The sequence below is a fragment of the Brevundimonas sp. 357 genome, assembly GCF_003938605.1.
Taxonomy (GTDB): Bacteria; Pseudomonadota; Alphaproteobacteria; order Caulobacterales; family Caulobacteraceae; genus Brevundimonas.
In genome coordinates this window covers 68506-92273 of sequence record NZ_RHWX01000010.1, presented here as the reverse complement: position 1 = coordinate 92273, position 23768 = coordinate 68506, and the positions used below count along the sequence as shown (strand labels likewise).

Below are 23768 nucleotides of genomic sequence, written 5' to 3'. Positions count from 1 at the left end.
CTGTTGCCGTCTTCGCGCTTGCGAAACACATAGATCGACCCGTTCCTCCTCTCTGGGTCGTCATGCTTAGTCGCTTCTTCGCCATTCCGCTGTGGCAACGCACCGCCGCCGGGTTCGCCCTGGGCATCATCGCCGGTCTGATCCTGCGCGAGCAGGCGACCGTCTGGCTGCAGCCGATCGGCGACGTCTATCTGAACCTGATCCGGATGGTGGTGGCGCCGCTGGTGCTGTTCACCATCGCCAGTTCGATCGCCAAGCTGGGCGAAGGGGTCGGCGCGGTGCGGCTGGGGGTGCGGACCATCGTCTGGTTCGCCATCACCTCCCTGCTGGCCGTGCTGGTCGGCTTTGCGTTCGGCCACATCATCAATCCGGGCGTCGGCCTGTCGAACCTGCCGCTGGGCGAGGTCAAGGCGCGCGAGATTCCGACGCCGTTGCAGGTGCTGCTGGGCGTCGTGCCGACCAACCCCTTCGCCGCCCTGGCCGAGGGCAAGGTGCTGCAGATCATCTTCTTCTCGGCGCTGGTGGGGGCGGCGCTGGTGGCGCTGGGCGATCGGGCGCAGAACGCGCGCAGGCTGGTGGATGAAGGCGCGGCCCTGGTGTTCCGCATCACGCGTTGGGTGATCCAGTTGACGCCTTTCGGGGTGTTCGGCCTGATCGGCTCGGTCGTCGGCGGCTATGGCTGGGAGGCGCTGCTGCCGCTGGGCAAGTTCATCTTCGCCATCTATGCGGCCTGCCTGTTCCACATCTTTGTCGTCTATTCGGGCCTGCTGAAGCTGCACGGGCTGAAGGTGGTCAGCTTCTTCCGCGGCGGAGCTGCGGCTATGCAGACGGCCTTCGCCACCTCGTCGTCGCTGGGCACCCTGCCCGTCACCCTGCGCCAGACGGTCGAACGTCTGGGCGTGCCGCAGGCCTATGCCTCCTTCGCCGTGCCGCTGGGCGCCAATGTGAAAATGGACGGGTGCGGCGCCATCTATCCGGCCATCGCCTCGATCTTCATCGCCCAGTATTTCCAGATCGACCTGACGCTGACGCAGTACATCCTGATCGGCCTGACGGCCGTGCTGGGGTCGCTGGGCACGGCGGGCGTGCCGGGGACCAGCATCGTCATGCTGACCCTGACGCTGTCGACGGCGGGCCTGCCGCTGGAAGGCGTCGGCTACATCATCGCCATCGACCGCATCATCGACATGATGCGCACGGCCACCAACGTCACCGGCCAGATGATCGTGCCCGTCCTGGTCGCCAAGGAGGAAGGCCTCCTGAACCAGGACATCTACAACGGCCATGTCGCCTGGCTGCCTGGCGATCCGGACAGCGAAACCCCGGAAGGCGCGCGAGCGGCGGGAATCTGAGCAAGCGACGCTGCTATTTGATGAATTGAGGCTTGCCGTCGTCGGAATCGCGGGCTATGTCCCCGCCTCCCGACGGCGCAGTCACTGACCGCCCCGTTCCCAGGCGGACGCGTAGCTCAGCGGGAGAGCACCTCGTTCACACCGAGGGGGTCACAGGTTCAATCCCTGTCGCGTCCACCATTTTCTCCTTTTAAGGCAACAGCAGATTTCCCGTATCATCAGCGGGCGGCGCTTTTCTGTCGCGCCTTGCCATCTGAGCGCCAGCTTGACGGTTCGGGTCTGCTCGTCTCTACAATTTCCCTCGTTTCGGGCCGAGGGTCATGCACCCTTTCCGCTCGCGTTGCGTTAGGGACGCAATAGGACGGGGGACGTGTTGAGGACACTGGCCAAAACGATTGATCTGGTCGCGGCTTTCGACGCCTCACCCAACCCATACATGCTGTTGGATCGCGATCTGCGTTTCGCTGGAATGAACCAGGCATATCTGGACGTTACCCAGCACCGACGCGAAGATCTGATCGGCGTTCATGTCATGGACGTATTCGGCGCCGACATCGACGGTCCGAGCGAGGACAACAGCCAGCGTCTGAAGGCGTCGTTCGAAAAGGTGCTGGAGACCGGCGATGCCGATCATATCGCCCTGCTGCACTATCCCATCAGGACAACTGCCGCGGATGGCCAGGTCGCATTCGACGATCGTTACTGGAGTTGCACGCATACGCCGATCAAGAATGATCGAGGCGAAGTCACTCACATCCTTCAACACACCAGCGACGTCACCGAACTGATCAACGCGCGTATGACGGCAGACGGTCGAGACGGACGGCGCACCGCCCTGGACGAAATGCTGGGCGGCGGCATTTTTCGACGGGCGATGAAAGTCGAGGCCGACAATCAGAGACTAGAGGCCGAACGGCAGAAGCTGATGATCGACGAGTTGAACCATCGAGTGAAGAACACCCTGGCGACGGTGCAATCGATCGCCATGCAGACGGCCCGCAGCCATGAAGACCCTCGCTCCTTCGCCGCCGCCTTCCAGTCGCGGATACTGTCGCTGTCGCACACGCATGACCTGTTGACACGTAGTCACTGGGAAGGCGCTGACCTGCGCTCCGTGCTGGAACATGAAACCATGGCGCACGGCACGGGCCGGTTGAGTTTGAACGGCCCGCACATCGACCTGTCCCCGGCACGAGCGGTCTCTCTCGGCATGGTTTTTCATGAACTGGCCACCAACGCCGCAAAGTATGGGGCGCTGTCCCGCGGCGATGGGCGGGTGATAGTCGACTGGCGGGTTGCCGATCAGAAGGCGCCGAGGCTGGAAATCACCTGGCGGGAAGTCGGCGGAGGGCCGATCGCCGCGCCCGAACGCCGCGGATTCGGCACGCGGTTGATCGAACGCAACGTGCGGCACGACCTGCACGGGGACGTCAAGATGTCCTTTGCCGACGACGGCTTTCGCGCCGAGTTCAACCTGCCCCTGGAAACCAACGCATGACCGATATCTTCACTGGCCGTCGCGTACTGATCGTCGAGGATGAGTCGCTGGTGGCCATGTTGTTGGAAACAATCCTCAGCGACATGGGATGCGACGTCATCGGTCCTGAATCCAACGTGGACGACGGCCTGCGCATCGCCTCGGGGACAGGCGAGCTGGACGCCGCCCTGCTGGACGTCAATGTCGCGGGCCAGGAAGTGTTTCCGGTCGCCGAGGCGCTGAAAGCGCGCGGCGTGCCCTTTGTCTTCTCGACCGGTTATGGCGAGGCAGGACTGCCCGAGCATTGGCGGGGCAATCCGACCGTGCAGAAACCTTTTACGGAAGGCGCCATCCGCGACGCCCTGATGAAGGCCTTGAACATTCACGCTGCGTGATCAGACGCCCGCTTGCAAAGACCAGGCGGATAACCGTTCCATCACGTCTGCTTCGACGTCTGCGTAGAAAGGGTTGTAAGGCGGGATCTTCCGTTGCTCCGCCCAGGCGCCGCGCGGACGGAATGATTCCGAACTCAGCCGCGAACGCCACAGGACGCCGTCGCGACATTCGGCCGCCACGATACGGCGTTGCAAGGCCGGGCGGACGCCCCATTCCAGATTGGTGGCGTTTGTCGCACCGCGGCTTTCACGCATTTCAGAGCGCGGGGCGGCGGCCGACCCGGTAACGGGATTGACGCAGGCGGACTTTACGCCGTCGAAGGTCACCAGGGCGCCGCGATCGTTCCACGTCAAAGCGCGACGTAGCGCGCGGCGTGACTCGCTCTCGTTCTCTTCTTCCAGCGAACGCCAGACGAGCACGCAGCCGACCTGCTCGCGACCTGTACAGAGGGGGAAGGCGGTGAAGCGAGATTCCGGCGCCAGGTGCTCCATCAGATAGGTCGCGACCAGCCGTGAGCGCAGGGCGGGATCAGGCGCAATCCGGTCATGCAGCAGGCGATCGGCCAATTCGGCCCCCTGCTCCACCCCGGCCAGGATGATGGGCCCCTCCGGGTGACGTTCCAACCAGGCGTCGAAAGCCGCGGCCACGTCCTGATAGGCGAAGGCTCGAGCCTCCCGCGCGTCTTCACGCAGTGTCAGGCGAGTATAGAGGCTGGCCTGGCGATACAGAGGCGCGCTGACATCCCCCACCTGGGCCAGGGGGCCAGCGTAGTTGGGCAGTACCGTGCCACGCAGTCCGGCTAGGGCGCGCGCATCGTCGATCGCCCCGTTCCAGTCCTTTCCGCCGTTGTAGGTCGTGGAATGCACGAAGAAGACATGAGCCGATCCAGCGCCGGGCGCGCGAGCGTCCAGCAAGGCCCAGGCGTTCTTCTGGGCGTAATCGGGCTTAGCCGGAGGACGATAGGTCTGAAACGGCACCTGGGGATCCAGACCCGCCCGCAAGATGTCGCCGCGCCAGACCGCCACAGCCGCAGTCAGCACAAGAATGACCGCCAGGCCTGCATAGCCGACCCACTGGCGAAAGGTCAGCCTGGGCAGCATCAGCGGTACGGGTCCGACTGGGCCAGGAAGTCCTGGACGTAGCGGCGCACGCCTTCCTCCAGCGGCGTCGATTGACCGCCGTAGCCGAGGGCGCGGATGCGATCCATGCTGGCCTCGGTGAAGTATTGATAGCGGTCGCGGATCGCCTCGGGCATGTCGATGTAGGCGATGGACGGATCCTTGCCCGCCGCCGCGAAGGTGGCGCGCGCCAGGTCGGCGAAGGAGCGCGCCTGGCCCGATCCGGCGTTGAACACGCCCGAGATGTCCTCGCGCTCAAGCAGCCACAGGATGATGTTGACCACGTCATCGACGAAGACGAAGTCGCGCAACTGGCCCCCGTCGGGATAGTTCGGGTTGTGCGAGCGGAACAGGCTGACCGTCTCGCCCGCCTGCACCTTGGGCCAGATCTGGGCGACGACCGACTTCATGCCGCCCTTGTGGCCCTCGTTCGGGCCATAGACGTTGAAGAACTTCAGCCCGGCCCACTGAGGCGGCGCCTCGTCGCGATCAGCCTGACGCACGGCATACTGGTCGAACAGATATTTCGAATAGCCATAGGCGTTTAGCGGGCGCAGAGCATTCAGGCTCTCAGGATCGTCGCGGTCCTCGAACCCGGCCTCGCCGTCGCCATAGGTGGCGGCCGAAGAGGCGTAGATCATCCGAACATTGCGCACCGCGCACCAGTCCCAGAGGTCGCGCGACAGGCTGAAGTTGGTGCGCAGGATCAGGTCAGCGTCCGGCTCCGTCGTCGAGGATATGGCGCCCATGTGGATCACCGCCTCGATGCGGTCGGCGTGACGCTCCAACTGGTCGAACAGCTCTTCGGGCGCCCACAGGTCGGCGATGGAGTGTTTGGCGATGTTCTTCCACTTGGCGAGGTCGGCCGTCTCCAGCCGGTCGCAGACGACCACGTCCCAGGCGCCGCTCTCGCACAGACGGGCGACGATGTTGGAGCCGATGAAGCCCGCGCCGCCCGTGACGACGATCATTCTGGGCGTCATGCTTTGTCTCCGGTCATCTTCTCGATGGTCTTGGTCGTGGAATAGCCATCGGCGAAGTCGGCCAGACGGACTTCGCCGCCCCAGCTTTCGACCTCGGCGGCGCCGACCACCTTGTCCTTGGTGTAGTCCGATCCCTTGATGAGCACGTCGGGCTTCAGCCGCTCGATCAGCGCCATGGGGGTCGGATCGTCGAAGGCGGTGACGCGATCGACGCTGGCCAGACCGCCGATGACGGCGGCGCGGCTGTCCAGATCATTGACGGGGCGACCCTCGCCCTTCAGGCGGCGCACAGAGGCGTCGGTGTTCAGCGCCACCACCAGCCGGTCGCACCAGCCACGCGCCTGCGCCAGATAGGCGACGTGGCCGCGGTGCAGGATGTCGAAGCAGCCGTTGGTGAAGCCCACCTTCAGGCCCTGACGCTTCCACGCCTCGACCTGATCGGCCAGTTCGTCCAGCGGCGTGACCTTGGACTGAGCCAGGGCCGCGTGCTGGCTCATCTCGGCCTCGATCAGTTCGGCGGGGGTGACGACGGCCGTGCCGCTCTTGCCCACCACCACGCCCGAGGCGAGGATGGCGAACTGCACCGCCTGCTCCAGCGTCGCGCCCGCGCCCAAAGCGAGGCCCAGCGCGGCGAGGCAGGTGTCGCCCGCGCCTGAGACGTCGAACACTTCGCGCGCCCGGCCGGGGAAGTGGGTGACGCCGCCGCCACGCCGCGCCAGCGTCATGCCCTTGCCCGCGCGGGTGACTATAACGGTCTTGACCGTGGTGGAGGCCAGCAGGGCGGCCAGCGCCGCCTCGACCTGTTCGTCAGTCTCGGTAGGCAGGCCAGTGGCGCCCGCCAGTTCGCTGGCGTTCGGCTTGATGACATCGACCGCGCCATAGCGGGCGAAGTCGCGGCCCTTGGGATCGACAATGACCGGCGCGCCGTATTCGACCCCTGCCCACAGCGCCGCCTGAACGGCGTCGTCGTCCACCACGCCCTTGGCGTAGTCGGACAGCAGGATGGCGCCCGCGCCCTGAAACACCGCCTTGTCGGCATAGCCGGAATGGAGCGCGGCCTCGTCGTCCAGACGCAGCAGCTGCTGGCCAGCGGCGACGAAGCGCGTCTTGACGATGGTGGCGGCGCCCTCGGGCCGGATCAGGGCGTCCTCGATCCGGTCCTCGGCGGCGATCAGGTCGGCCAGTTCGGCGCCCGCCGCGTCATCGCCCGCGACGGCGCCCAGACGGGCCTGACCGCCCAGAGCCGCGACGTTGCGGGCGACATTGCCCACGCCGCCGGGCATGACCACGGTGCGGCGCGCGCGCAGGACGGGGATCGGCGCCTCGGGCGAGATGCGGCTGACCTCGCCATAGACATAGCGATCCAGCATCAGATCGCCGACGCAGGCGACCTTCAGGTCGCGCACGCGCTCCAGCAGGGACTGCAGGGCGCCGAGATCAAGAGAACGTTCAGCCATGACGCCGAACTAGCGGATTCACGCCGTCTTCGCCATCGGCCCCTTGTGACCCAGCTTGATGGCCAGATCGTCAAAGGCGATCAGTTCGGCGGCCAGAGCCTCGAACTGGCTGAGCGGCACCATGTTGGGGCCGTCCGACGGAGCGTTATCCGGGTCTTCGTGCGTCTCCATGAAGACGGCGTCGACGCCGACCGAGACGGCGGCGCGGGCCAGCACCGGCACGAACTCGCGCTGGCCGCCCGAGGACGTGCCCTGCCCGCCCGGCTGCTGGACGCTGTGGGTGGCGTCGAAGACGACGGGGCAACCGATCTCGCGCAGGATCGGCAGGGCGCGCATGTCGCTGACCAGGGTGTTGTAGCCGAAGCTGGCGCCGCGCTCGCAGGCCATGACGTTGAGGTTGCCCGCGCCCGTGACCTTGGCGATGACGTTCTTCATGTCCCAGGGGGCCAGGAACTGACCCTTCTTGATGTTGATCGCCTTGCCCGTGGCGGCGGCCGCCAGCAGCAGGTCGGTCTGGCGCGACAGGAAGGCCGGGATCTGCAACACGTCCACGACCTCGCCGACCGGGCCGCACTGGGCCTCGGAGTGGACGTCGGTCAGGGTCGGGAGGCCGGTGACTTCGCGGATTTCGGCGAAGATCGGCAGGGCGTCCTTCAGGCCGATGCCGCGCGCGGCGCTGGCGCTGGTGCGGTTCGCCTTGTCGAAGCTGGTCTTGTAGATGATGCCGAGGTTCAGGCGCTCGCCGATCTCCTTGAGCTGATGGGCCGTCTCCAGCGCGTGCTGGCGGCTTTCCATCTGGCAGGGGCCGGCGATGAAGACGATGCGGGCGCCGCCGCCGATGACGACGGGGGTCTTGAGGCCTTCGGACAGGGTGATGACGGCGTTCGGAGAGGTCACGGCGGCGCTTTCGACTGGTTTCAACGGCGGTTCGCGGGCCTATGCCGCGACTTTCAGGCGGACAGGTGGCGTCGCGGATGCGTTTTCGCAACTTATCCGGCGACTCAGGCCCTGACCATCGCCGTCGCGATCATGGTAATCTGACAAGATGACCAGCCCCGATACGCCCCTGATCTCGACCGAAGCCCTGGCGTCGCGGCTGGGCGCGCCGGACCTGAGAACCATCGACGCCAGCTGGTGGCTGGACGGGCGCGATGCGCGGGCGGATTTCGAGCGCGAGCGGCTGCCGGGCGCCGTCTTTTTCGATCTGGACGCGGTGTCGGACCGGAACAGCCCTTATCCGCACATGCTGCCGTCGCCGGACATCTTCGCTGAGGCGATGGGCGCGCTGGGCGTCGCGGAGAGCGACGACATCGTGGTCTATGACGCGCAGGGGCTGTTCTCGGCGGCGCGGGTCTGGTGGACGTTGCGGACGATGGGGGCCAAGCGGGTGCGCGTGCTGGACGGCGGTTTGCCCAAGTGGAGGGCTGAAGGGCGAGCGCTCGAGAGCGGCGCGGCCGAAGCGCCTGCCCCTACGCGGTTCAAGGCGCTGTTCGAGGCCGAGGCTGTGGCGGATTTTACTCAGGTCGGCGCCGCGCTGGCAGACGGTCTTCAGGTGGTCGATGCACGCGGGGCGGCGCGTTTTCGGGGAGAAGCGGCCGAGCCGCGCCCCGGCGTGCGGGCCGGTCATATGCCGGGCGCGCTGAACCTGCCCTTCTCCAGCCTGCTGAACGCGGATGGGACGTTGAAGCAGGGCGCGGCGCTGGAAGAGGCCTTTCGCGCGGCGGGCGTTGATCTGGAGCGGCCCGTCATCACCAGTTGCGGTTCGGGCGTGACGGCGGCGATCCTGACCCTGGGGCTGGCCGTGCTGGGGCGGCCGTCGCGCCTCTATGACGGATCGTGGGCCGAGTGGGGCGCGCGACCGGACGCGCCCCTGGCTACGGGCTAGGCTGAAGCCGTCGCGGATGCCGGCGGCGGCGACGAAGCGTCCGCATCTTCCTCGCCACGCGACACCACGGTGGCGACGACCAAGTCGCCCGTGACGTTCAGCGAAGTCCGGCACATGTCCAGGAAGCGATCGACGCCCAGGATCAGGCCGATGCCTTCCGGCGGCACGCCCACCATGGCCAGAATCATGGCGATGACCGGCAGGGAACCCGCCGGAACCCCCGCCGTCCCGACCCCGCCCAGGATGCAGACCAGCATGACGATCACCTGTTGGCCGATCGTCAAATCTACGCCGAAGAACTGGGCCAGGAACAGCACCGTCACCCCTTCGAACAGGGCCGTGCCGTTCTGATTGGCGGTGGCGCCGACAGTCAGGACGAAACGAGCGATCTTGCGCGGCAGGCCTAGCTCCTGCTCGGCCACGCGTAGCGAGACCGGCAGGCTGGCGTTGGAGGAAGCGGTGGAGAAGGAGACCACCATGGCTTCACGGATGGCGCGGAAGAACTTCAGCGGCGACATGCCGCCCAGAACCGCAATGCAGATCGGATAGACCACGAACATGTGGATCGCCATGGCGCCCACGGCGACGGCGACGAAGGCGCCCAGACGGATCAGCAGTTCCCAGCCGAACAGGGCCGCCAGGTTGAACATCAGGCAGGCGATGGCGATGGGGGCGATGCGGATGACGAGGTTGATGAGCTTCATCATCACCTCGAACAGACCTTCGATCGTCTGTTGCAAACGGTCGGTCGCCGGGCTCTTGGTCATGACTAGGCCGACGCCGAAGAACAGGGCGAAGACCATGACTGGCAGGATTTGGTTCTCCGCCGCAGCCGTAAAGACATTGGACGGGATCAGGTCCAGGAAGAAATCGCCCGCCTGAACCGATGTCGGGGCATTGCCGATGATCGAAGCGGCGCCGGCGCGCCCTTGATCCAGCAGTTGCTGGGCCAGGGCCGGATCGACCCCGTCGCCCGGCCGAAAAACGTTGACCATCACCATGCCGATCAGCACCGCCACGGCGGAGATGAAGACGGTGAACAGCAGGCTCTTGGAGCCCGCGCGGCCCAGCGCCTTCAGATCGCCCATCTCGGCCACGCCGATGACCAGGGCTGAAAACAGCAGCGGCAGCACCAGCATGAACAGCAGGCGCAGGAAGATCTGTCCCGCCGGTCCCGTGATGTTGGAGGTCAGCCACTGAACCCAGCCGACGTCGCCGCCGACGGTCAGATTGACGATGAGGCCGCCGATGAGACCGACCAGAAACCCGATCAGCATCAACATGTGAAGCGGCAGTCCGCGCTTGGCCGTGGTCTCCATCCGGTCCCTTCCCTATTCCCTCTTCCTTGGACTAGCGGACGGGAAGCCCATAGATCAACCCGGCGGGCCGAGATGACCATTGAGCATTCAATCCCCGCTCCAGATCAAGCGATGACTGCTCGCCGAGGTTTCGGTTGAATATTTCGCCGTAATTCCCGCTGGCCGCGACGGCGTCCTGCGCCCATGTTCTGGGCAGATCGATACTAGGGCCGAAGTCACCTTCGGAACCCAGCAGGCGACGAACGCGAGGATCTGTTGAATTCTTGGATAAATCCGAAACGTTATCGCGGGTTACGCCCAACTCTTCGGCCAGGATCAGGGCGTTCAGTGTCCAGCGGATCACCGCCGTCCAACGATCGTCTCCACTGCGCACGACCGGGCCCAGAGGCTCCTTCGAGATCACGTCGGACAGGATCATATGCTGCTGCGGATTTGGCAGGGTCGTGCGCGCGGCGGCGAGGGCCGAGATATCGGCGGTGAAGGCGTCGCATTCCTCACGCGCATAGGCCTGACGCGCCTCGCCTTCGGTCGCGACCACGACGGGACGATATTCAATGCCGCGACGACGGAAATAATCTTCGACGTTCAGTTCTGTCGTGGATCCGGACTGCACGCAGATGCGCGCGCCGTTCAGTTCAGCCGCACTGTTCAGATTCAGCGCGCGGCGCACCATGAAGCCCTGGCCGTCGTAATAGTTGACGCCGGCGAAGCTGAGGCCCGACGCCGTGTCGCGACTCATGGTCCATGAGGTGTTGCGCCACAGCACGTCCACCCGACCGGAACGAACCGCATCGAAGCGTTGCTCCGTATTCAGCGGGACGAAGCGCACGGCGTCCGGATCGCCGAAAACGGCCGCCGCCGTGGCCCGGCAGAAATCGACATCAAAGCCCCGCCAGGCGCCCCGGTTGTCGGTATAGGCGAAACCAACCAAGCCTTCATGCACGCCGCAATTCAGGCGGCCGCGCTGGCGGATCGCCGCCAGGGTCGGGCTTTCCTTGACGTCCGGCAGGGCTGTCGGCGTGCGCGGCGTCGGCTCACGCAGGGCGTCGCTCTCCGGCTCGGTCTGTCGCCCGCAGGCGCCCAGAAGCACCAGCGTCGCCGCCAGTCCCGCCCCGATCCACTGCGCCTTCATGCCGTTCACTGCTCCTGCCTTGCGCCCCGCCCTAGTTTAGAGCCCTCTAGGCCGCGAACCGCAACCCGCCGGAGCCCGTATGCCGACGCTTTCCGACCGCACCCGACTGATCGCCGGCGCCACGCGACGCGGCCAGGGGCGCCGCCCCGTCAATCCCCCGGTCGAGCGGGCCTCGACCATGCTGAGCGACGACCCGGCGGCGATGCAGGACGCCACGGACGGTCCGGTCTACGGTCTGGACGGAACCAGGGCGGCGCGAGACCTGCGCGCCGTGCTGGCCGATCTAGAGGGGGCGAGCGACGTCTTTCTGGTTCCCTCGGGCCTGGCTGCGGTCACTTTGCCGCTGACGGCCTTGTTGAGGCCCGGCGACGAGGTGCTGACGACCGACGCCGTCTATGGCCCCACGCGGCGCTTCCTGACCCGGCACCTGGAGGTCAGAGGCGTGACGGCGCGGTTTCATCCCGCCGACGCTTCGGTCGAAGCCGTGATGGAGCACGTCCATGAGCGGACGCGGGTGCTGCTGATCGAGGCGCCGGGCTCGCTGACGTTTGAAATGGCGGATGTTCCCGCCCTGGCCGCCGCCTGCCGAACGCGCGGCGTGCTGACGGTGATGGACAATACCTGGGCGGCGGGGCTGGCCTTTCGCCCTCTGGCGCACGGCGTCGACGTCAGCGTCCAGGCCCTGACGAAGTATGCCGGCGGCCATTCCGACCTGCTGATGGGCGGGATTGCAGCCGACGCACCCGAGATTCTGCGGGCGGTCAGCCATACGATCGAAGACATGGGCTGGCACGTCTCGCCCGACGACGCATGGCTGGCGTTGCGCGGCGCCCGCACCCTTCCCTTGCGCTATGAGGCGCAGGCGCGATCAGCCCTGCGTATTGCCAAATGGCTGCAGGATCAGGCCGAAGTCGCTCGCATCCTCTACCCGCCTCTGCCCAGCTCGGTCGGGCACGACCTGTGGCGAAGGGATTTCAACGGCGCGGCGTCGTTGATGGGCGTGGTCATGAAGGGCGGCGACACTGCGGCCGCTCATGCCTTCATGCGCGCCCTAAACCTGTTCGGCATGGGCTATTCCTGGGGCGGTTTCGAAAGCCTGATCACCCATGAGACCCCGCAACTGGCGCACCGACAGCATGCGCCCGCCCTGCCGGGTCAACTGCTGCGGCTGCATGTCGGTCTGGAAGACCCCGCCGACCTGATCGCCGATCTGGAGAAGGGATTGAAGGCATGGCGCGCCCTGCAGGACTCGAACCTGCAACCGTCCGCTTAGAAGGCGGGTGCTCTATCCGGTTGAGCTAAGGGCGCCTCAGGTGCAGCCGTCCGACCCTAGTGGGTCCAGGACTGCTTGCGGTTGGTGGCGAAGTTGTCGGCGTAGGCCTTGATGATGACCGGCGCCTCATTGGGTTCATGCAGTCGGAAGGCGATGCCGTGGCGTTCGGCGTAGTCGACCGCCTCTTCCTTGGTGTCGAACGACAGCCGAACCTGGCCGTTCATGTCGGTCGAGCTGGTCCATCCCATCAGCGGATCAATGGTGCGCGCCGAGGCGGGCTCGAATTCCAGACGCCAGTCGCGCGCCTTGGCCTTGCCGGACTGCATCGCGGTCTTGGCCGGGCGGTAGATGCGAGCGAGCATGGACGGAATCCTTCGGACGGGGAACTCGCGGGGTGCATACCCCGCCGCGCCCGCCCGGTCCAGACGCCGAACGGCTTCTCAATTCACCAAGGTCAGGCCGCCAGAGAGGATGAACCGGCGTCGATCCATCGGCGCGCGGCGCGCTGCGCCTCAGCGATCTCGTCGTGCTCCATCTCCTGGCTGATGTCGCGGCGGTATTCCCGCGCCTCGATCGAGCCCTTCATGGAGGCCAGGTTGAAGATCATGTGGGCCGACACCCGGTCGATCGGGCACCCGTCCAGTCCCGCCGAATAGGCCAGGCCCAGACGGAACAGGGCGTCGCCGTCCATGTCGGGCGTGGGCAGCGGCAGGGCCGCGTGGTCGATAGCGTCGTGCGCCGTTTCATAGGCAGTCATCGCTTGTCCTCCTGAACGGGCCGTTCTGGCTCCGCCCTCGGAGTGACAGTCAAATACCGACGGTTTGAAATTAGCGTTAACGCCGAATGCCGTGGACGCGCCACACCCCGCAAGATGACGCTCCGGTTCAGACGGCGTTCATTCGCCAAAGTCGAAATTCCAGCCAGACAGGGTTTCGCCACTTGGATGGAGTTGAACATGAACCGCCTGACCAAGGCCGCCGTCATCGCCCTGGCGCTGGCGACCACGGCCGCCCCCATGATGGCGCAGGCTCAGGACCGCCATGATCGTCGCGAATGGAGCCAGGACCGCCGGGGCCATGATCGCGATCGGCGTCAGGATCGCCACGATGATCGCCGCGAGTGGCGCCAGGATCGCCGCGATGACCGGCGCGAATGGAGACAGGACCGCCGCAACGATCACCGTGAATGGCGTCAGGAGCAGCGGCGATATGACCGCTGGAGCCGTGACAACCGCGACTGGTGGCGTCACCGCCCCGAGTACCGTGATTATCGCGGCGCGCGGAACGGTTACTGGTATGCGCCCGGCCACGGCTATTATCGGGTCGAGCCTCGCTACTACGGCTATCGCTGGCGCACGGGCGGCTATCTGCCCTCCGCCTACCGCGGATACTATGTGAACGATCCCTATTATTACGGCCTGCGTCCGGCGCCGCGCGGCTACCGCTATGTCCACGCCGGCAACGACATCCTGATGATCGCGGTCGCGACCGGCCTGATCGCCAGCGTCCTGCACGACATCTATTAGATCGTTCAGACAAGCTCCTTCTTCGGCCCCGCAAGCACCTGTCTTGCGGGGCCTTTTTCATGACGACGCTCTGCGATCAGCGTTCAGCGCAGGTTCATGGCGCACCGCGCATCCTGCGCATCAAGCCGTCCTGTCGGACGTGCGAGGATTGATGATCATGAAACGTTCGCTCCTCATGTTCGCGGCCGCCGCCAGCTTCCTGGTTCCCACCGCCGCGCCGCTGGCCGTCATGGCCCAGGACCGGCCCCACGCGCGCGAGGACGGCGCTCGCCGTCCGGAACGACGCGCCGCTCCTCAGCGTGAGCAACGCGACCGCGCCGTATCGCCCTCTCAGCGCCAGGAACGCCAGTTCGAGAGCCGCCCTGAGCGACCGCAGCGCCCCTCCCCCGAGGCTCAGCGCCCGCAAAGGCCAGATGGCCACCGGCCGGACCGTCCATCCGGCGAGCGACCCAATCGTCCCGAGCGGCCGCAGCAGCCGAACCGGCCCGATCATCCGCAGCGCCCGGATCGTCCGGAATGGAACAGGCCCGACCGTCCTTCTCGGCCTGAGACGCCTGGACGCCCCGACAGACCCGAAAACGGCCGTCCGGATCGGCCCGACTGGAACCGACCGGATCGTCCGCAACGCCCGGATCGACCAGATTCTCAGAGGCCAAACAGACCGGATCGTCCGGACTGGAATCGCCCCAACCGCCCCGATCGACCGGGCCAGTGGAACCGGGACCGCGACTATCGTGAGTTCCACAACCGCTGGAACCGCGACCAGTGGCGCCGCGACTGGGATCGACGCCACCGCAGCGACTGGTGGCGCCATGACCAGCGCTTCCGCAGCTGGAACGGCGTGCGCATCGGCTTCTATTTCGCGCCCGGCTACGGCTACTACAGCGTGCCGCGCAGCTATTGGAACCGGCAGTATTACGTCGGCCAGTACCTGCCGGACGTCTTCTGGCGCTATCAGGTGAACGACTGGCGCTCCTACGGCCTGGGCTATCCGCCTCCAGGCACGCGATGGGTCTACGTCGACAATGCGATCTATCTGATCGACGACTACGACGGCTACATCATCGAAGTCGTCCGCGACGCCTGGCGCTGGTAGGCGACAGAAAAGCACAACGGCCGCCTCTCCAGAGACGGCCGTTTTCGCGTGAGGTTCTTTGCCCGACCTCTCACCGAGGGGGCACGGCGCGGCGTGCGTAAGGAATAGGTGCGCCGCCCAACGAGCCATATGACACAGTCGCTCGCCTCCCGGTGCGAAACAGATGCGCATACAGGGACAAGGCTATGAACGGCGGTCATCAGGGACACCTTCCTTCCAGCGGCCGGGCGATGGTCATATCGGCATGGTTGACTGGCCTCTACTTCATCGCTGAACTGGTAATTGGCCTGTGGACCGGCTCTATCGCCGTCATTTCCGACGCTTTTCACACATTCTCCGCCGTGGGCGGGGTTCTCGTTGCTCTTGTCGCAGCGAAGCTTGCGCGCCGACCAGCCGACGAGAGCCGCAGCTTCGGCTGGTTCCGAGCCGAGATAATAGGCGCGCTGGTGAACGGCGGTTTCCTGTTGGCCATGGCCATGGTGGTCATCGTCATGGCGGCCATGCGGTTGTCCGAGCCGGTTCATCTGCCTACAGGCCCGATGCTGTGGGTAGCGGCGGGCGGTCTGCTGACAGAATTCGTCGCGTTGGGGCTGATGTGGCGTCAAAGCAAAGACGACCTAAACATGCGAGGCGCCTTCTGGCACGTCATACAGACCTTCGTCGGCAGTCTGCTGATCATCGTGACAGCCCTGATCATTCGGTTCACGGGATTCCTGCTGATCGACCCGCTTCTCGGTATGGCTTTTGGATTTGTGCTGATCTGGGCGAGCTGGGGCATATTGCGCGATGCCGCTCACCTGTTGATGGAGGGGACACCGACAGGTGTCAGCCTGTCACAAATCACGGAAGCTCTCGCCGAAATTGAGGGCGTGGCTGACGTCCATCACGCACACGCCTGGGCGCTAACCAGCGGCAAGCAAGTTTTTTCCAGCCACATCCGGGTCTCCAAAGGCAGCGACCCACAGAACGTGCTGTTCACCGCTCACGCATTGCTACGTGAGCGGTTCGGTTTTTTCTTCGCCACCGTTCAGGTGGAAGACCGCTGCCTCGACGAAAGCGGCGCAGAACAGATTGACGTGATGCGACCGATTAAAGCCCACCACTAACGTTCCCGTCAGAGCTTACAGCCCAAGCTTGGCCTTCAGGATGTCGTTGACGGCGGCCGGGTTGGCCTTGCCGCCGGTGGCCTTCATGACCTGGCCGACGAACCAGCCGATGGCCTGAGGCTTCTCGGCGACGGCGGAGGCCTTGTCGGGGTTGGCGGCGATGATCTCGTCCACCGCCTTCTCGATGGCGCCGGTGTCCGTGACCTGCTTCAGGCCGTGCTTCTCGACCACTTCGGCGGGCGAGCCTTCGCCGTTCCAGACGTAGTCGAAGACTTCCTTGGCGATCTTGGACGAGATGACGTTCGTCTCGATCAGTTCGACCAGTTGCGCCACATGGGCGGCGGGCAGCGGGTTGTCGCTGAAGTCCTTGCCGTCAGCGGCCAGACGGGCCGAGACCTCGTTCGTCACCCAGTTGGACACCAGCTTGGCGTCGCGGCCCTTGGCGGCGGCCTCGAAATAGTCGGCCTTGGCCTGCTCCGAGATCAGCACGCCCGCGTCGTATTGCGACAGACCGTATTCGCTCATGAAGCGGCGGCGCTTGTCGTCGGGCAGTTCCGGCAGATCGGCCTTGATGGCGTCGATCCAGGCCTGTTCCAGCACCAGCGGCAGCAGGTCGGGGTCGGGGAAGTAGCGATAGTCCTGCGCCTCTTCTTTGGAGCGCATGGAGCGAGTTTCACCCTTCACCGCGTCGAACAGGCGGGTCTCCTGCGTGATCGAACCGCCGTCTTCGAGGATCTCGATCTGGCGGCGCGCCTCATACTGGATCGCCTGAGAAATGAAGCGGAAGCTGTTGACGTTCTTGATCTCGCAGCGCGTGCCCAGGAAGCTGAAGTCGCCCGTTTCCTTGAACTTGTCGTAGTTCCCGGCGCGGCAGACCGACACGTTCACGTCGGCGCGCAGATTGCCCTTCTCCATGTCGCCGTCGCAGGTGCCCAGATAGATCAGGATGGTGCGGATCTTCTTGACGTAGGCGACCGCCTCTTCCGGCGTGCGGATGTCGGGACGCGAGACGATCTCCATCAGCGCCGTGCCCGCCCGGTTCAGGTCGACGTAGGACTCCGTCGGCGAGAGGTCGTGGATCAGCTTGCCCGCGTCCTGTTCCAGGTGCAGGCGCTCGATGCCGACGTTGAAGAAGCTGCCGTCCTCGGCCTCCACCTCGACCACGCCCTCGCCCACGATGGGGTGATACAACTGGCTGATCTGGTAGCCGGTCGGCAGGTCGGGATAGAAGTAGTTCTTGCGGTCGAACTGGCTCTTCAGATTGATCTGGGCGCGCAGGCCCAGACCCGATTTCACCGCCTGCTCGACGCAATACTTGTTCAGGGTCGGCAACATGCCGGGGAAGCCCGCGTCGACCAGCGACACCTGCTCGTTCGGCCCGGCGCCGAAGCCGACCGCCGCGCCCGAAAACAGCTTGGCGTTTGAGGCGACCTGGGCGTGGATCTCCAGACCCATGACGATTTCCCAAGCGCCCGTGCGGCCCTGGATCAGTTTGGAGTTTTCAGTCATGCTCACCACCAACGGTCCGGCTTGGCGACGAAGCCCGCCGCGTCTTCGAGGGCGCCCGCGACCTGGAACACCGTCGCTTCATCCAGGGCCTTGCCGATGACCTGCAGGCCCAGCGGCAGGCCGTCGGCGCTGAGGCCGGCGGGGACCGAGATGCCCGGCAGACCGGCCAGGTTGGTCGTCACCGTGAAGACGTCGTTCAGATACATGGTCAGGGGGTCGATCTGCTTGTCGCCGATGGCGAAGGCGGCCGACGGGGTGGACGGCGTCAGGATGGCGTCCACCTGGCCCCAGACGTTGTCGAAGTCCTGGGCGATGCGGCGACGCACCTTCAGCGCCTTGACGTAATAGGCGTCGTAGAAGCCCGCCGACAGCACATAGGCGCCGATGGTCAGGCGGCGTTGAACCTCCTTGCCGAAGCCCTCGGCGCGCGAGGTCGCATAGAGGTCGTCCAGCGAGGCGAACTGCTCGGCGCGATGGCCGAAGCGCATGCCGTCATAGCGCGCCAGGTTCGACGACGCCTCGGCCGGGGCCACGATGTAGTAGGTCGGCAGGGCGTATTTGGTGTGCGGCAGGCTGATCTCGACGATCTCGCAACCGGCGGCCTTCAGCCACGCGACGCCCTGCTCCCACAGCTTCTGAATCTCGGCGGGCATGCCGTCGAGGACGTATTCCTTGGGCACGCCGATGCGCAGGCCCTTGACCGACTGGCCGACCGATTGGGTCCAGTCGGGGGTCGGGATGTCGAGGCTGGTCGAATCCTGGGCGTCGAACGAGCACATGGAGTTCAGCAACAGGGCCGAATCCTTGACCGTCTTGGCGATCGGCCCGGCCTGGTCCAGCGAGCTGGCGAAGGCGACCATGCCGTAGCGGCTGGCGCGGCCGTAGGTCGGCTTGATGCCCACGGTGCCGGTGAAGGCGGCGGGCTGGCGGATCGAGCCGCCGGTGTCCGAAGCGGTCGCAGCCAGGCACAGGTCCGCCGCCACGGCCGAAGCCGAACCGCCGGACGAGCCGCCCGGCGTCAGGTCGGCGTTCGAGCCCTTGGACTTCCACGGGTTCTTCACCGGCCCGAAGGCCGAGGTCTCGTTGGACGAGCCCATGGCGAATTCGTCCATGTTCAGCTTGCCCAGCATGACCGCCCCGTCGCGCCACAGATTGGCGGTGACGGTCGATTCATACGGCGGCACGAAGCCGCGCAGCATGTTCGAGCCGGCGGTCGTCTGCACGCCCTGCGTGCAGAACAGATCCTTGATGCCCAGCGGCGCGCCTTCCAGCGCCCCGCCCTCGCCCTTGGCCAGACGGGCGTCGGACGCGCGCGCCTGTTCCAGCGCCTTGTCCGCCGTCACCTCGACATAGGCGTTCAGCGTCGGGTTCGAGGCCTCGATGTTGCTCAGGAAGGCCTGGGTCAGTTCTTCGGACGAGAAGGTCTTGGCCTTCAGGCCGTCGACGGCGTCGGCCAGCGTCAGCTTGGTCAAATCGGTCATGACTTACTCCACGACCTTGGGCACGACGAAGAAGCCGTCGGCGGATTTGGGCGCATTGGACAGGACGTCGGCCACCTTGTCGCCGTCCGTCACCACGTCGTCGCGCAGGCGCAGCGGCTGGGACACGTTGGAGGTCATCGGTTCGACGCCCTGCACGTCCACCTCGTCCAGCTGTTCGATCCACTTCAGGATGCCGTTCAGCTCCTGGGCCAGCGGCTCCAGGCGGTCCTCGGGGGTCTTGATGCGGGCGAGATGCGCAACCCTGCGCACCGTCGCGGCGTCGATGGCCATGCGGCCCTCCAAAGCATGAGAGTCTAAGGGGTCGGGATTAGCGTCTCGACGCCGCTTCGACAAGGATTTGGGTGCAGGCGCGAAATGAGCTTGGCCGTTGCGGCCAAACGCCCCCTATCGAAGGCCGTGGCGGCGCCTAAGTATGGGGCGCAGACCACAGGAGACGCGACCATGAAGATCACCGGCCCCCAAGTCCGCGCCGCGCGCGCCCTGGTGCAATGGCCGCGCGACCATGTGGCCCGCCTGTCCGGCCTGACGGTGGACGCCCTGGCCGACTTCGAGCGCGAAAACGTCGATCCCGGCGACGAGGCCCGCAGCCGCCTTCAGGCCGCGCTGGAGGAAGGCGGCGCCGTCTTCCTGCACGAAGAAGACGGCGGCCTGGGCGTGCGGCTAAAGTTCACGCGCAAGGAAGTACGCTCGATCCGCAGCCTGGAGAACGAAGGCGGGCCGGTCGGGGACGATGACGTGTGAGTCCGCCTTTAACACCGCTCATCCCGGCGGACGCCGGGACCCAGTGCTTTGGCTTCAGGCAAGAACCTTGACCACATTGCGTAAGGGTTGGGGACCGGCGTGCGCGCGGCTCTTACTGGGTCCCGGCGTCCGCCGGGATGAGCGGGGAGTGATGGACAGGCACTTTGACACGCACGCCCACAGGGCCTAACGCGCCCTCGTGCCTGTCTTTGATCTCTCCGAACTGTCCGCCGCCTGCCCGCCCAACACCCCGTGGCTGGGTCTGGATCTGGGCGAGAACACCATCGGTGTCAGCGTGTCCGACACCGGCCGCATCATCGCCAGCCCGCTGGAGCTGATCCGCAAGACCAAGTTCAGCCAGGACGCCGAACAGCTGTTCAGGATCATGGACGGCCGCAAGGTCTCGGCTCTGGTCATCGGCCTGCCGCTGAACATGGACGGGACCGAGGGGCCGCGCGCCCAGTCGTGCCGCGCCTTCGCCCGCAATCTGGAGCGGTTCCGGCCGGTCAATGTCGCCTTTCAGGACGAGCGGCTGTCGACCACCGCCGTCGAGCGCTTCCTGATCGACGAGCTGGACCTGACCCGCAAGCGCCGCGCCGATGTGGTGGACCGCACCGCCGCCGCCTGGATCCTGCAAGGCGCGCTGGATCGGCTACGCGACTGAGATGACGGCCATCCTCGCGGGCGTCCTGCCGGTCTTCCTGCTGCTGGCGCTCGGCTATGGCCTGAAGAAGTCGGACTATCTGCCCGACGCCGCCTGGCGGCCGATCGAGAAGTTGGCCATCAATGTCCTCTATCCCGGCTTCCTGATCCCGGCGATCTGGAACGCGGACCTGTCGGGCGCAGCCGCAGGCGCGGCGGGCGCCGCCGCCGTCACCGTGTCCATCATCATTTCGACCCTGACCCTGCTGTCCAAGCCCCTGCTGCCCCTCAGCGGCCCGGCCTACACCAGCGTCTTTCAGGGCATGATCCGCTGGAACAGCTTCGTCTTCCTGCCGGTCGTGCAGGCGACCTTCGGACCTGCGGGCGTAGGCCTGGCCGCCGTGGTCATCGCCGCCATGATCCCGGTCAGCAACATCCTGAGCGTCGTCGTCCTGGCCAAATGGGGCGCGGGCCAGCACGGCGCCTCGCCCAGGGCCCTGTTCCGGGCGATGATGTCCAATCCGATCCTGCTGGCCTGTCTGCTGGGACTGGCGCTGAACTTCTCGGGCGCGCCGCAGCCGCCGGGGGTGAGCGAGACGCTGCAACTTCTGGGCTCGGCCGCCCTGCCGCTGGGTCTGATCGTGGCGGGCGCAGGCCTCAGCTTCCGCGAACTGGCCCGCACCCGCGTCACGGTCGGCGCCGTGGTCGTGGTCAAGATGATCGTGACGCCCCTGGCCATGTGGCAGCTGGCGCGCCTGTATGGCGGCGATGAACTGGCGCAGGGAATCGCCCTGCTGTGCGGCGCAGCGCCCGGCGCCGCCTCCGCCTATGTGCTGGCGCGACAGATGGGCGGAGACGCGCCGCTGATGGCCGGGATCATCGCGGCGACGACGGTATTCTCCGTGATCGGCATTCCAATGGCGCTGCTGCTATTCCATCTGACCTGAGTCCCGCCTATAGCGGCGTCTCGATGACCCAAGCCGCTCCCGTCACCGAACTCATTCAGGAACGGCTGATCCCGTTCCCCCGCGATCACTTCCTGGCCGCAGGCGATCTGAACCCGCCCGCCGCCTTGGCCTTGCTGGACCTGGCCGACGCCTTCGTCGACTTCAACCGGCAATCGGCCAAGGGCGTGGACCTGCTGCGCGGTCAGACGGTCGTGAACCTGTTCTTCGAGAACTCGACGCGAACCAGTTCCTCCTTCGAGATCGCGGCCAAGCGTCTGGGCGCCGACGTCGTGACCATGCCGGTCGCCTCTTCCTCGGTGAAGAAGGGCGAGACGCTGATCGACACCGCCGTCACGCTGAACGCCATGAAGCCGGAGATTCTGGTGGTGCGCCACGCCTCTTCCGGCGCGGTGGACCTGCTCTCGCAGAAGGTCGGCTGCGCCGTGGTCAACGCCGGCGACGGGCGTCACGAGCACCCGACACAGGCCCTGCTGGATCTGCTGTCCCTGCGCCGCGCCTTCGGCGACGTGGGCGGACTGACGATCGCCATCTGCGGCGACATCGCCCACAGCCGCGTGGCGCGCTCGAACGTCGCCCTGCTACAGATGATGGGCGCGCGGGTGCGGCTGATCGGGCCGCCGACGCTGGTGCCCGGAGACGCCGACCGCTGGGGCTGCGAAGTCTTCCACGACATGAAGGACGGCCTGAAGGGCGTCGACGTGATCATGATGCTGCGCCTCCAGCTGGAGCGGATGGCGGGCGCCCTGATCCCCTCGACGCGCGAGTATTTCCGCTTCTGGGGTCTGGACCGCGAAAAGCTGGCCTGGGCCGCGCCCGGCGCCAAGGTCATGCACCCCGGCCCGATGAACCGGGGCGTGGAGATCGATTCCGACGTGGCCGACGATCTGAGCGTCTCCCTGATCCAGGATCAGGTCGAGATGGGCGTCGCCGCCCGCATGGCTGTCCTGGCCGCCCTCGCCCACCGCCGCGCGGGAGGCGCCGCATGACCGCCGCTCAACCCATAGCCATCATCAACGCCCGCCTGCTGGACCCGGCCAGCGACTATGACGGCCCCGGCGCCGTCCTGATCGAGAACGGCCGCATCGTCGAGGTCATTCATGGACAGGCGACCCAGCGCCCCGAAGGCGTCCAGATCATCGACGCCGAGGGTCGCTGTCTGGCGCCCGGCCTGATCGACATTCGGGTCAAGACCGGCGAGCCCGGCAACGAGCCCAAGGAGACGCTGAAGTCGGCCAGCCTGTCGGCGGCGGCGGGCGGCGTCACCACCATCGTCGTCCAGCCCGACACCGATCCGGCCATCGACGACCCGGCCCTGATCGACCACATCCAGCGGCGCGGCGCGGCGCTCGATCTGGTGCACGTCCGCGCGGCGGGCGCGGCGACCCAAGCCCGCGACGGCGAGCGCATGGCCGAGATCGGCCTGATGCACGAGGCGGGCGCTCTTTATTTCACCGACGGCGATCGGGTGATCCGCAACACCCGCACCCTGCAACGGGTCATGTCCTACGCCGCCTCGTTCAACGCCCTGATCGCCTGCCGCCCGACCGAGCCGTGGCTGTCGGAGGGTGCGGTCGCGACCTCGGGCGAACTGGCGACCCGGCTGGGCCTGTCGGGCGCCCCCGCCATCGCCGAGCGCATCCAGCTGGAGCGCGACCTGGCCCTGGTCGAGCAGACAGGCGCGCGCTTCCTGATCGACCAGATTTCGACCGAGGGCGCGTTGGAGACGCTGGCGCGCGCCCGTGCGCGGGGGCTGGAGGTCGCGGCCTCGGCCTCGATCAACCACCTGTGCTTCAACGAGATCGACATCGGCGACTATCGGACCTTCTACCGGCTGGACCCGCCGCTGCGCGCCGAGAGCGACCGGCAGGCCCTGGTCGAGGCGGTACGCGACGGCCTGATCGACGTCATCACCTCGGCCCACTGTCCCGAACCCGCCGAGAACAAGCGCCGCCCGTTCGCCGAGGCCGAGCCGGGCGCAGTGGGTCTGGAGACCCTGCTGCCCGCCGCCCTGACGCTGCACCACGAATACGGCGTCGACCTGCTGGACGTGCTGCGGCCGCTGACGCAGGGCCCGGCGGCTCTGCTGGGACTCGACGCCGGAGAGTTGTCACAAGGGTCGCCCGCCGACCTGGTGCTGTTCGACGCCGGGGCGCCGGTGGTGATCGACGCCGCGACGCTTCGCTCCAAGTCGAAGAATTCGCCCTTTGACGGGCGGCGACTGCAAGGCAAGGTCTTGCTCACCGTCGTTTCGGGCCGCATCGTCCACGACGCACGTTAAGGGGAGCGA

At 66.3% G+C, this 23768-nt stretch carries 24 protein-coding genes and 2 tRNA genes; 14 read left to right on the top strand and 12 right to left on the bottom strand.

Annotated features, from left to right (window positions below; genetic code table 11):
- Positions 1-62: 62 nt before the first annotated feature.
- From EGK63_RS10445 to EGK63_RS10430, 4 genes are all read left to right on the top strand, one after another.
- The gene (locus EGK63_RS10445; protein ID WP_125901366.1) at positions 63-1352 is read left to right on the top strand and encodes a dicarboxylate/amino acid:cation symporter; all 1290 of its coding nucleotides are present in this window, start codon (positions 63-65) and stop codon (positions 1350-1352) included.
- A 105-nt stretch (positions 1353-1457) separates the two neighbouring features.
- Positions 1458-1532: transfer RNA gene (locus EGK63_RS10440), tRNA-Val, on the top strand.
- Between the two features lie 190 nt (positions 1533-1722).
- Positions 1723-2850, top strand: a complete 1128-nt coding sequence (locus EGK63_RS10435; RefSeq protein WP_243637649.1) for an HWE histidine kinase domain-containing protein — start codon at positions 1723-1725, stop codon at positions 2848-2850.
- Positions 2847-3224 carry a response regulator gene (locus EGK63_RS10430; protein ID WP_125901364.1) on the top strand — a complete coding sequence of 126 codons (378 nt, stop codon included), beginning with the start codon at positions 2847-2849 and terminating at the stop codon, positions 3222-3224. The genes EGK63_RS10435 and EGK63_RS10430 overlap by 4 nt, the downstream gene beginning before the upstream one ends.
- Here EGK63_RS10430 and EGK63_RS10425 read toward each other — a convergent pair whose 3' ends face one another.
- The 4 genes from EGK63_RS10425 to kdsA are packed head-to-tail and all read right to left on the bottom strand — an operon-like array spanning position 3225 to position 7704.
- Positions 3225-4325: a DUF3089 domain-containing protein gene (locus tag EGK63_RS10425; protein ID WP_125901362.1), complete on the bottom strand. Its 1101-nt coding sequence runs from the start codon at positions 4323-4325 to the stop codon at positions 3225-3227. It abuts the gene before it with no gap.
- Positions 4325-5326, bottom strand: coding sequence for an ADP-glyceromanno-heptose 6-epimerase (rfaD, locus tag EGK63_RS10420; protein ID WP_243637648.1), 1002 nt, complete (start codon positions 5324-5326; stop codon positions 4325-4327). Before rfaD ends, EGK63_RS10425 begins: the two co-directional genes overlap by 1 nt.
- Complete coding sequence (gene rfaE2 / locus EGK63_RS10415) at positions 5323-6783, bottom strand: D-glycero-beta-D-manno-heptose 1-phosphate adenylyltransferase (RefSeq protein WP_125901360.1); 1461 nt, start codon at positions 6781-6783, stop codon at positions 5323-5325. The genes rfaD and rfaE2 overlap by 4 nt, the downstream gene beginning before the upstream one ends.
- A gap of 18 nt (positions 6784-6801) precedes the next feature.
- Positions 6802-7704, bottom strand: coding sequence for a 3-deoxy-8-phosphooctulonate synthase (gene kdsA / locus EGK63_RS10410; RefSeq protein WP_371412961.1), 903 nt, complete (start codon positions 7702-7704; stop codon positions 6802-6804).
- Positions 7705-7828: 124 nt separating this feature from the next.
- On the opposite strand from kdsA, the gene sseA reads away from it, so the two are divergent.
- Complete coding sequence (gene sseA / locus EGK63_RS10405; protein ID WP_125901358.1) at positions 7829-8668, top strand: 3-mercaptopyruvate sulfurtransferase; 840 nt, start codon at positions 7829-7831, stop codon at positions 8666-8668.
- On the opposite strand, the gene EGK63_RS10400 is transcribed toward sseA, so the two are convergent.
- On the bottom strand, positions 8665-9987 hold the full coding sequence (locus EGK63_RS10400; protein ID WP_125901356.1) for a dicarboxylate/amino acid:cation symporter: 1323 nt from the start codon (positions 9985-9987) through the stop codon (positions 8665-8667). The genes sseA and EGK63_RS10400 overlap by 4 nt on opposite strands.
- Before the next feature lie 31 nt (positions 9988-10018).
- Positions 10019-11119 carry an amino acid ABC transporter substrate-binding protein gene (locus EGK63_RS10395; RefSeq protein WP_243637647.1) on the bottom strand — a complete coding sequence of 367 codons (1101 nt, stop codon included), beginning with the start codon at positions 11117-11119 and terminating at the stop codon, positions 10019-10021.
- A 79-nt stretch (positions 11120-11198) separates the two neighbouring features.
- On the opposite strand from EGK63_RS10395, the gene metC reads away from it, so the two are divergent.
- Complete coding sequence (metC, locus tag EGK63_RS10390; RefSeq protein WP_125901445.1) at positions 11199-12392, top strand: cystathionine beta-lyase; 1194 nt, start codon at positions 11199-11201, stop codon at positions 12390-12392.
- Here the strand turns inward: metC and EGK63_RS10385 are convergent.
- The 3 genes from EGK63_RS10385 to EGK63_RS10375 all read right to left on the bottom strand — a co-directional run bounded on the left by EGK63_RS10385 (position 12351) and on the right by EGK63_RS10375 (position 13149).
- Positions 12351-12427, bottom strand: a tRNA-Arg gene (locus tag EGK63_RS10385). The two genes, metC and EGK63_RS10385, sit on opposite strands and share 42 nt — an antisense overlap.
- 21 nt (positions 12428-12448) lie before the next feature.
- Complete coding sequence (locus tag EGK63_RS10380; protein WP_087141176.1) at positions 12449-12754, bottom strand: ETC complex I subunit; 306 nt, start codon at positions 12752-12754, stop codon at positions 12449-12451.
- 92 nt (positions 12755-12846) lie between these two features.
- The gene (locus EGK63_RS10375) at positions 12847-13149 is read right to left on the bottom strand and encodes a sel1 repeat family protein (RefSeq protein ID WP_125901352.1); all 303 of its coding nucleotides are present in this window, start codon (positions 13147-13149) and stop codon (positions 12847-12849) included.
- 198 nt (positions 13150-13347) lie between these two features.
- Here EGK63_RS10375 and EGK63_RS10370 point away from each other — a divergent pair, with 198 nt between their 5' ends.
- From EGK63_RS10370 to EGK63_RS10360, 3 genes are all read left to right on the top strand, one after another.
- A complete protein-coding gene (locus tag EGK63_RS10370; protein WP_125901350.1) occupies positions 13348-13917 on the top strand; it encodes an RcnB family protein in 570 nt (189 codons plus the stop codon).
- Between the two features lie 157 nt (positions 13918-14074).
- Positions 14075-15013 (top strand): RcnB family protein, encoded by a 939-nt coding sequence (locus tag EGK63_RS16760; RefSeq protein WP_243637646.1) that lies wholly within the window; start codon positions 14075-14077, stop codon positions 15011-15013.
- Positions 15014-15198: 185 nt separating this feature from the next.
- Entirely contained in the window at positions 15199-16119 is a 921-nt protein-coding gene (locus EGK63_RS10360) for a cation diffusion facilitator family transporter (RefSeq protein ID WP_125901348.1), read from the top strand.
- Between the two features lie 15 nt (positions 16120-16134).
- Here EGK63_RS10360 and gatB read toward each other — a convergent pair whose 3' ends face one another.
- From gatB to gatC, 3 genes are read right to left on the bottom strand one after another with little or no spacing between them, the layout of a single operon-like run.
- The gene (gene gatB / locus EGK63_RS10355) at positions 16135-17628 is read right to left on the bottom strand and encodes an Asp-tRNA(Asn)/Glu-tRNA(Gln) amidotransferase subunit GatB (protein ID WP_125901443.1); all 1494 of its coding nucleotides are present in this window, start codon (positions 17626-17628) and stop codon (positions 16135-16137) included.
- A gap of 2 nt (positions 17629-17630) precedes the next feature.
- Positions 17631-19109 (bottom strand): Asp-tRNA(Asn)/Glu-tRNA(Gln) amidotransferase subunit GatA, encoded by a 1479-nt coding sequence (gene gatA / locus EGK63_RS10350; protein WP_125901346.1) that lies wholly within the window; start codon positions 19107-19109, stop codon positions 17631-17633.
- Between the two features lie 3 nt (positions 19110-19112).
- Positions 19113-19400 (bottom strand): Asp-tRNA(Asn)/Glu-tRNA(Gln) amidotransferase subunit GatC, encoded by a 288-nt coding sequence (gatC, locus tag EGK63_RS10345; protein ID WP_125901344.1) that lies wholly within the window; start codon positions 19398-19400, stop codon positions 19113-19115.
- A 171-nt stretch (positions 19401-19571) separates the two neighbouring features.
- Here gatC and EGK63_RS10340 point away from each other — a divergent pair, with 171 nt between their 5' ends.
- The 5 genes from EGK63_RS10340 (at position 19572) to pyrC (ending at position 23759) form a co-directional block, all read left to right on the top strand.
- Positions 19572-19871 (top strand): hypothetical protein, encoded by a 300-nt coding sequence (locus EGK63_RS10340; RefSeq protein ID WP_003164651.1) that lies wholly within the window; start codon positions 19572-19574, stop codon positions 19869-19871.
- 199 nt (positions 19872-20070) lie between these two features.
- Complete coding sequence (ruvX, locus tag EGK63_RS10335) at positions 20071-20535, top strand: Holliday junction resolvase RuvX (protein ID WP_125901342.1); 465 nt, start codon at positions 20071-20073, stop codon at positions 20533-20535.
- 1 nt (position 20536) lies between these two features.
- Complete coding sequence (locus EGK63_RS10330; protein WP_125901340.1) at positions 20537-21460, top strand: AEC family transporter; 924 nt, start codon at positions 20537-20539, stop codon at positions 21458-21460.
- 23 nt (positions 21461-21483) lie between these two features.
- Positions 21484-22467 (top strand): aspartate carbamoyltransferase catalytic subunit, encoded by a 984-nt coding sequence (locus tag EGK63_RS10325; RefSeq protein ID WP_125901338.1) that lies wholly within the window; start codon positions 21484-21486, stop codon positions 22465-22467.
- Positions 22464-23759, top strand: a complete 1296-nt coding sequence (gene pyrC / locus EGK63_RS10320; protein WP_125901336.1) for a dihydroorotase — start codon at positions 22464-22466, stop codon at positions 23757-23759. Before EGK63_RS10325 ends, pyrC begins: the two co-directional genes overlap by 4 nt.
- Positions 23760-23768: the final 9 nt, after the last annotated feature.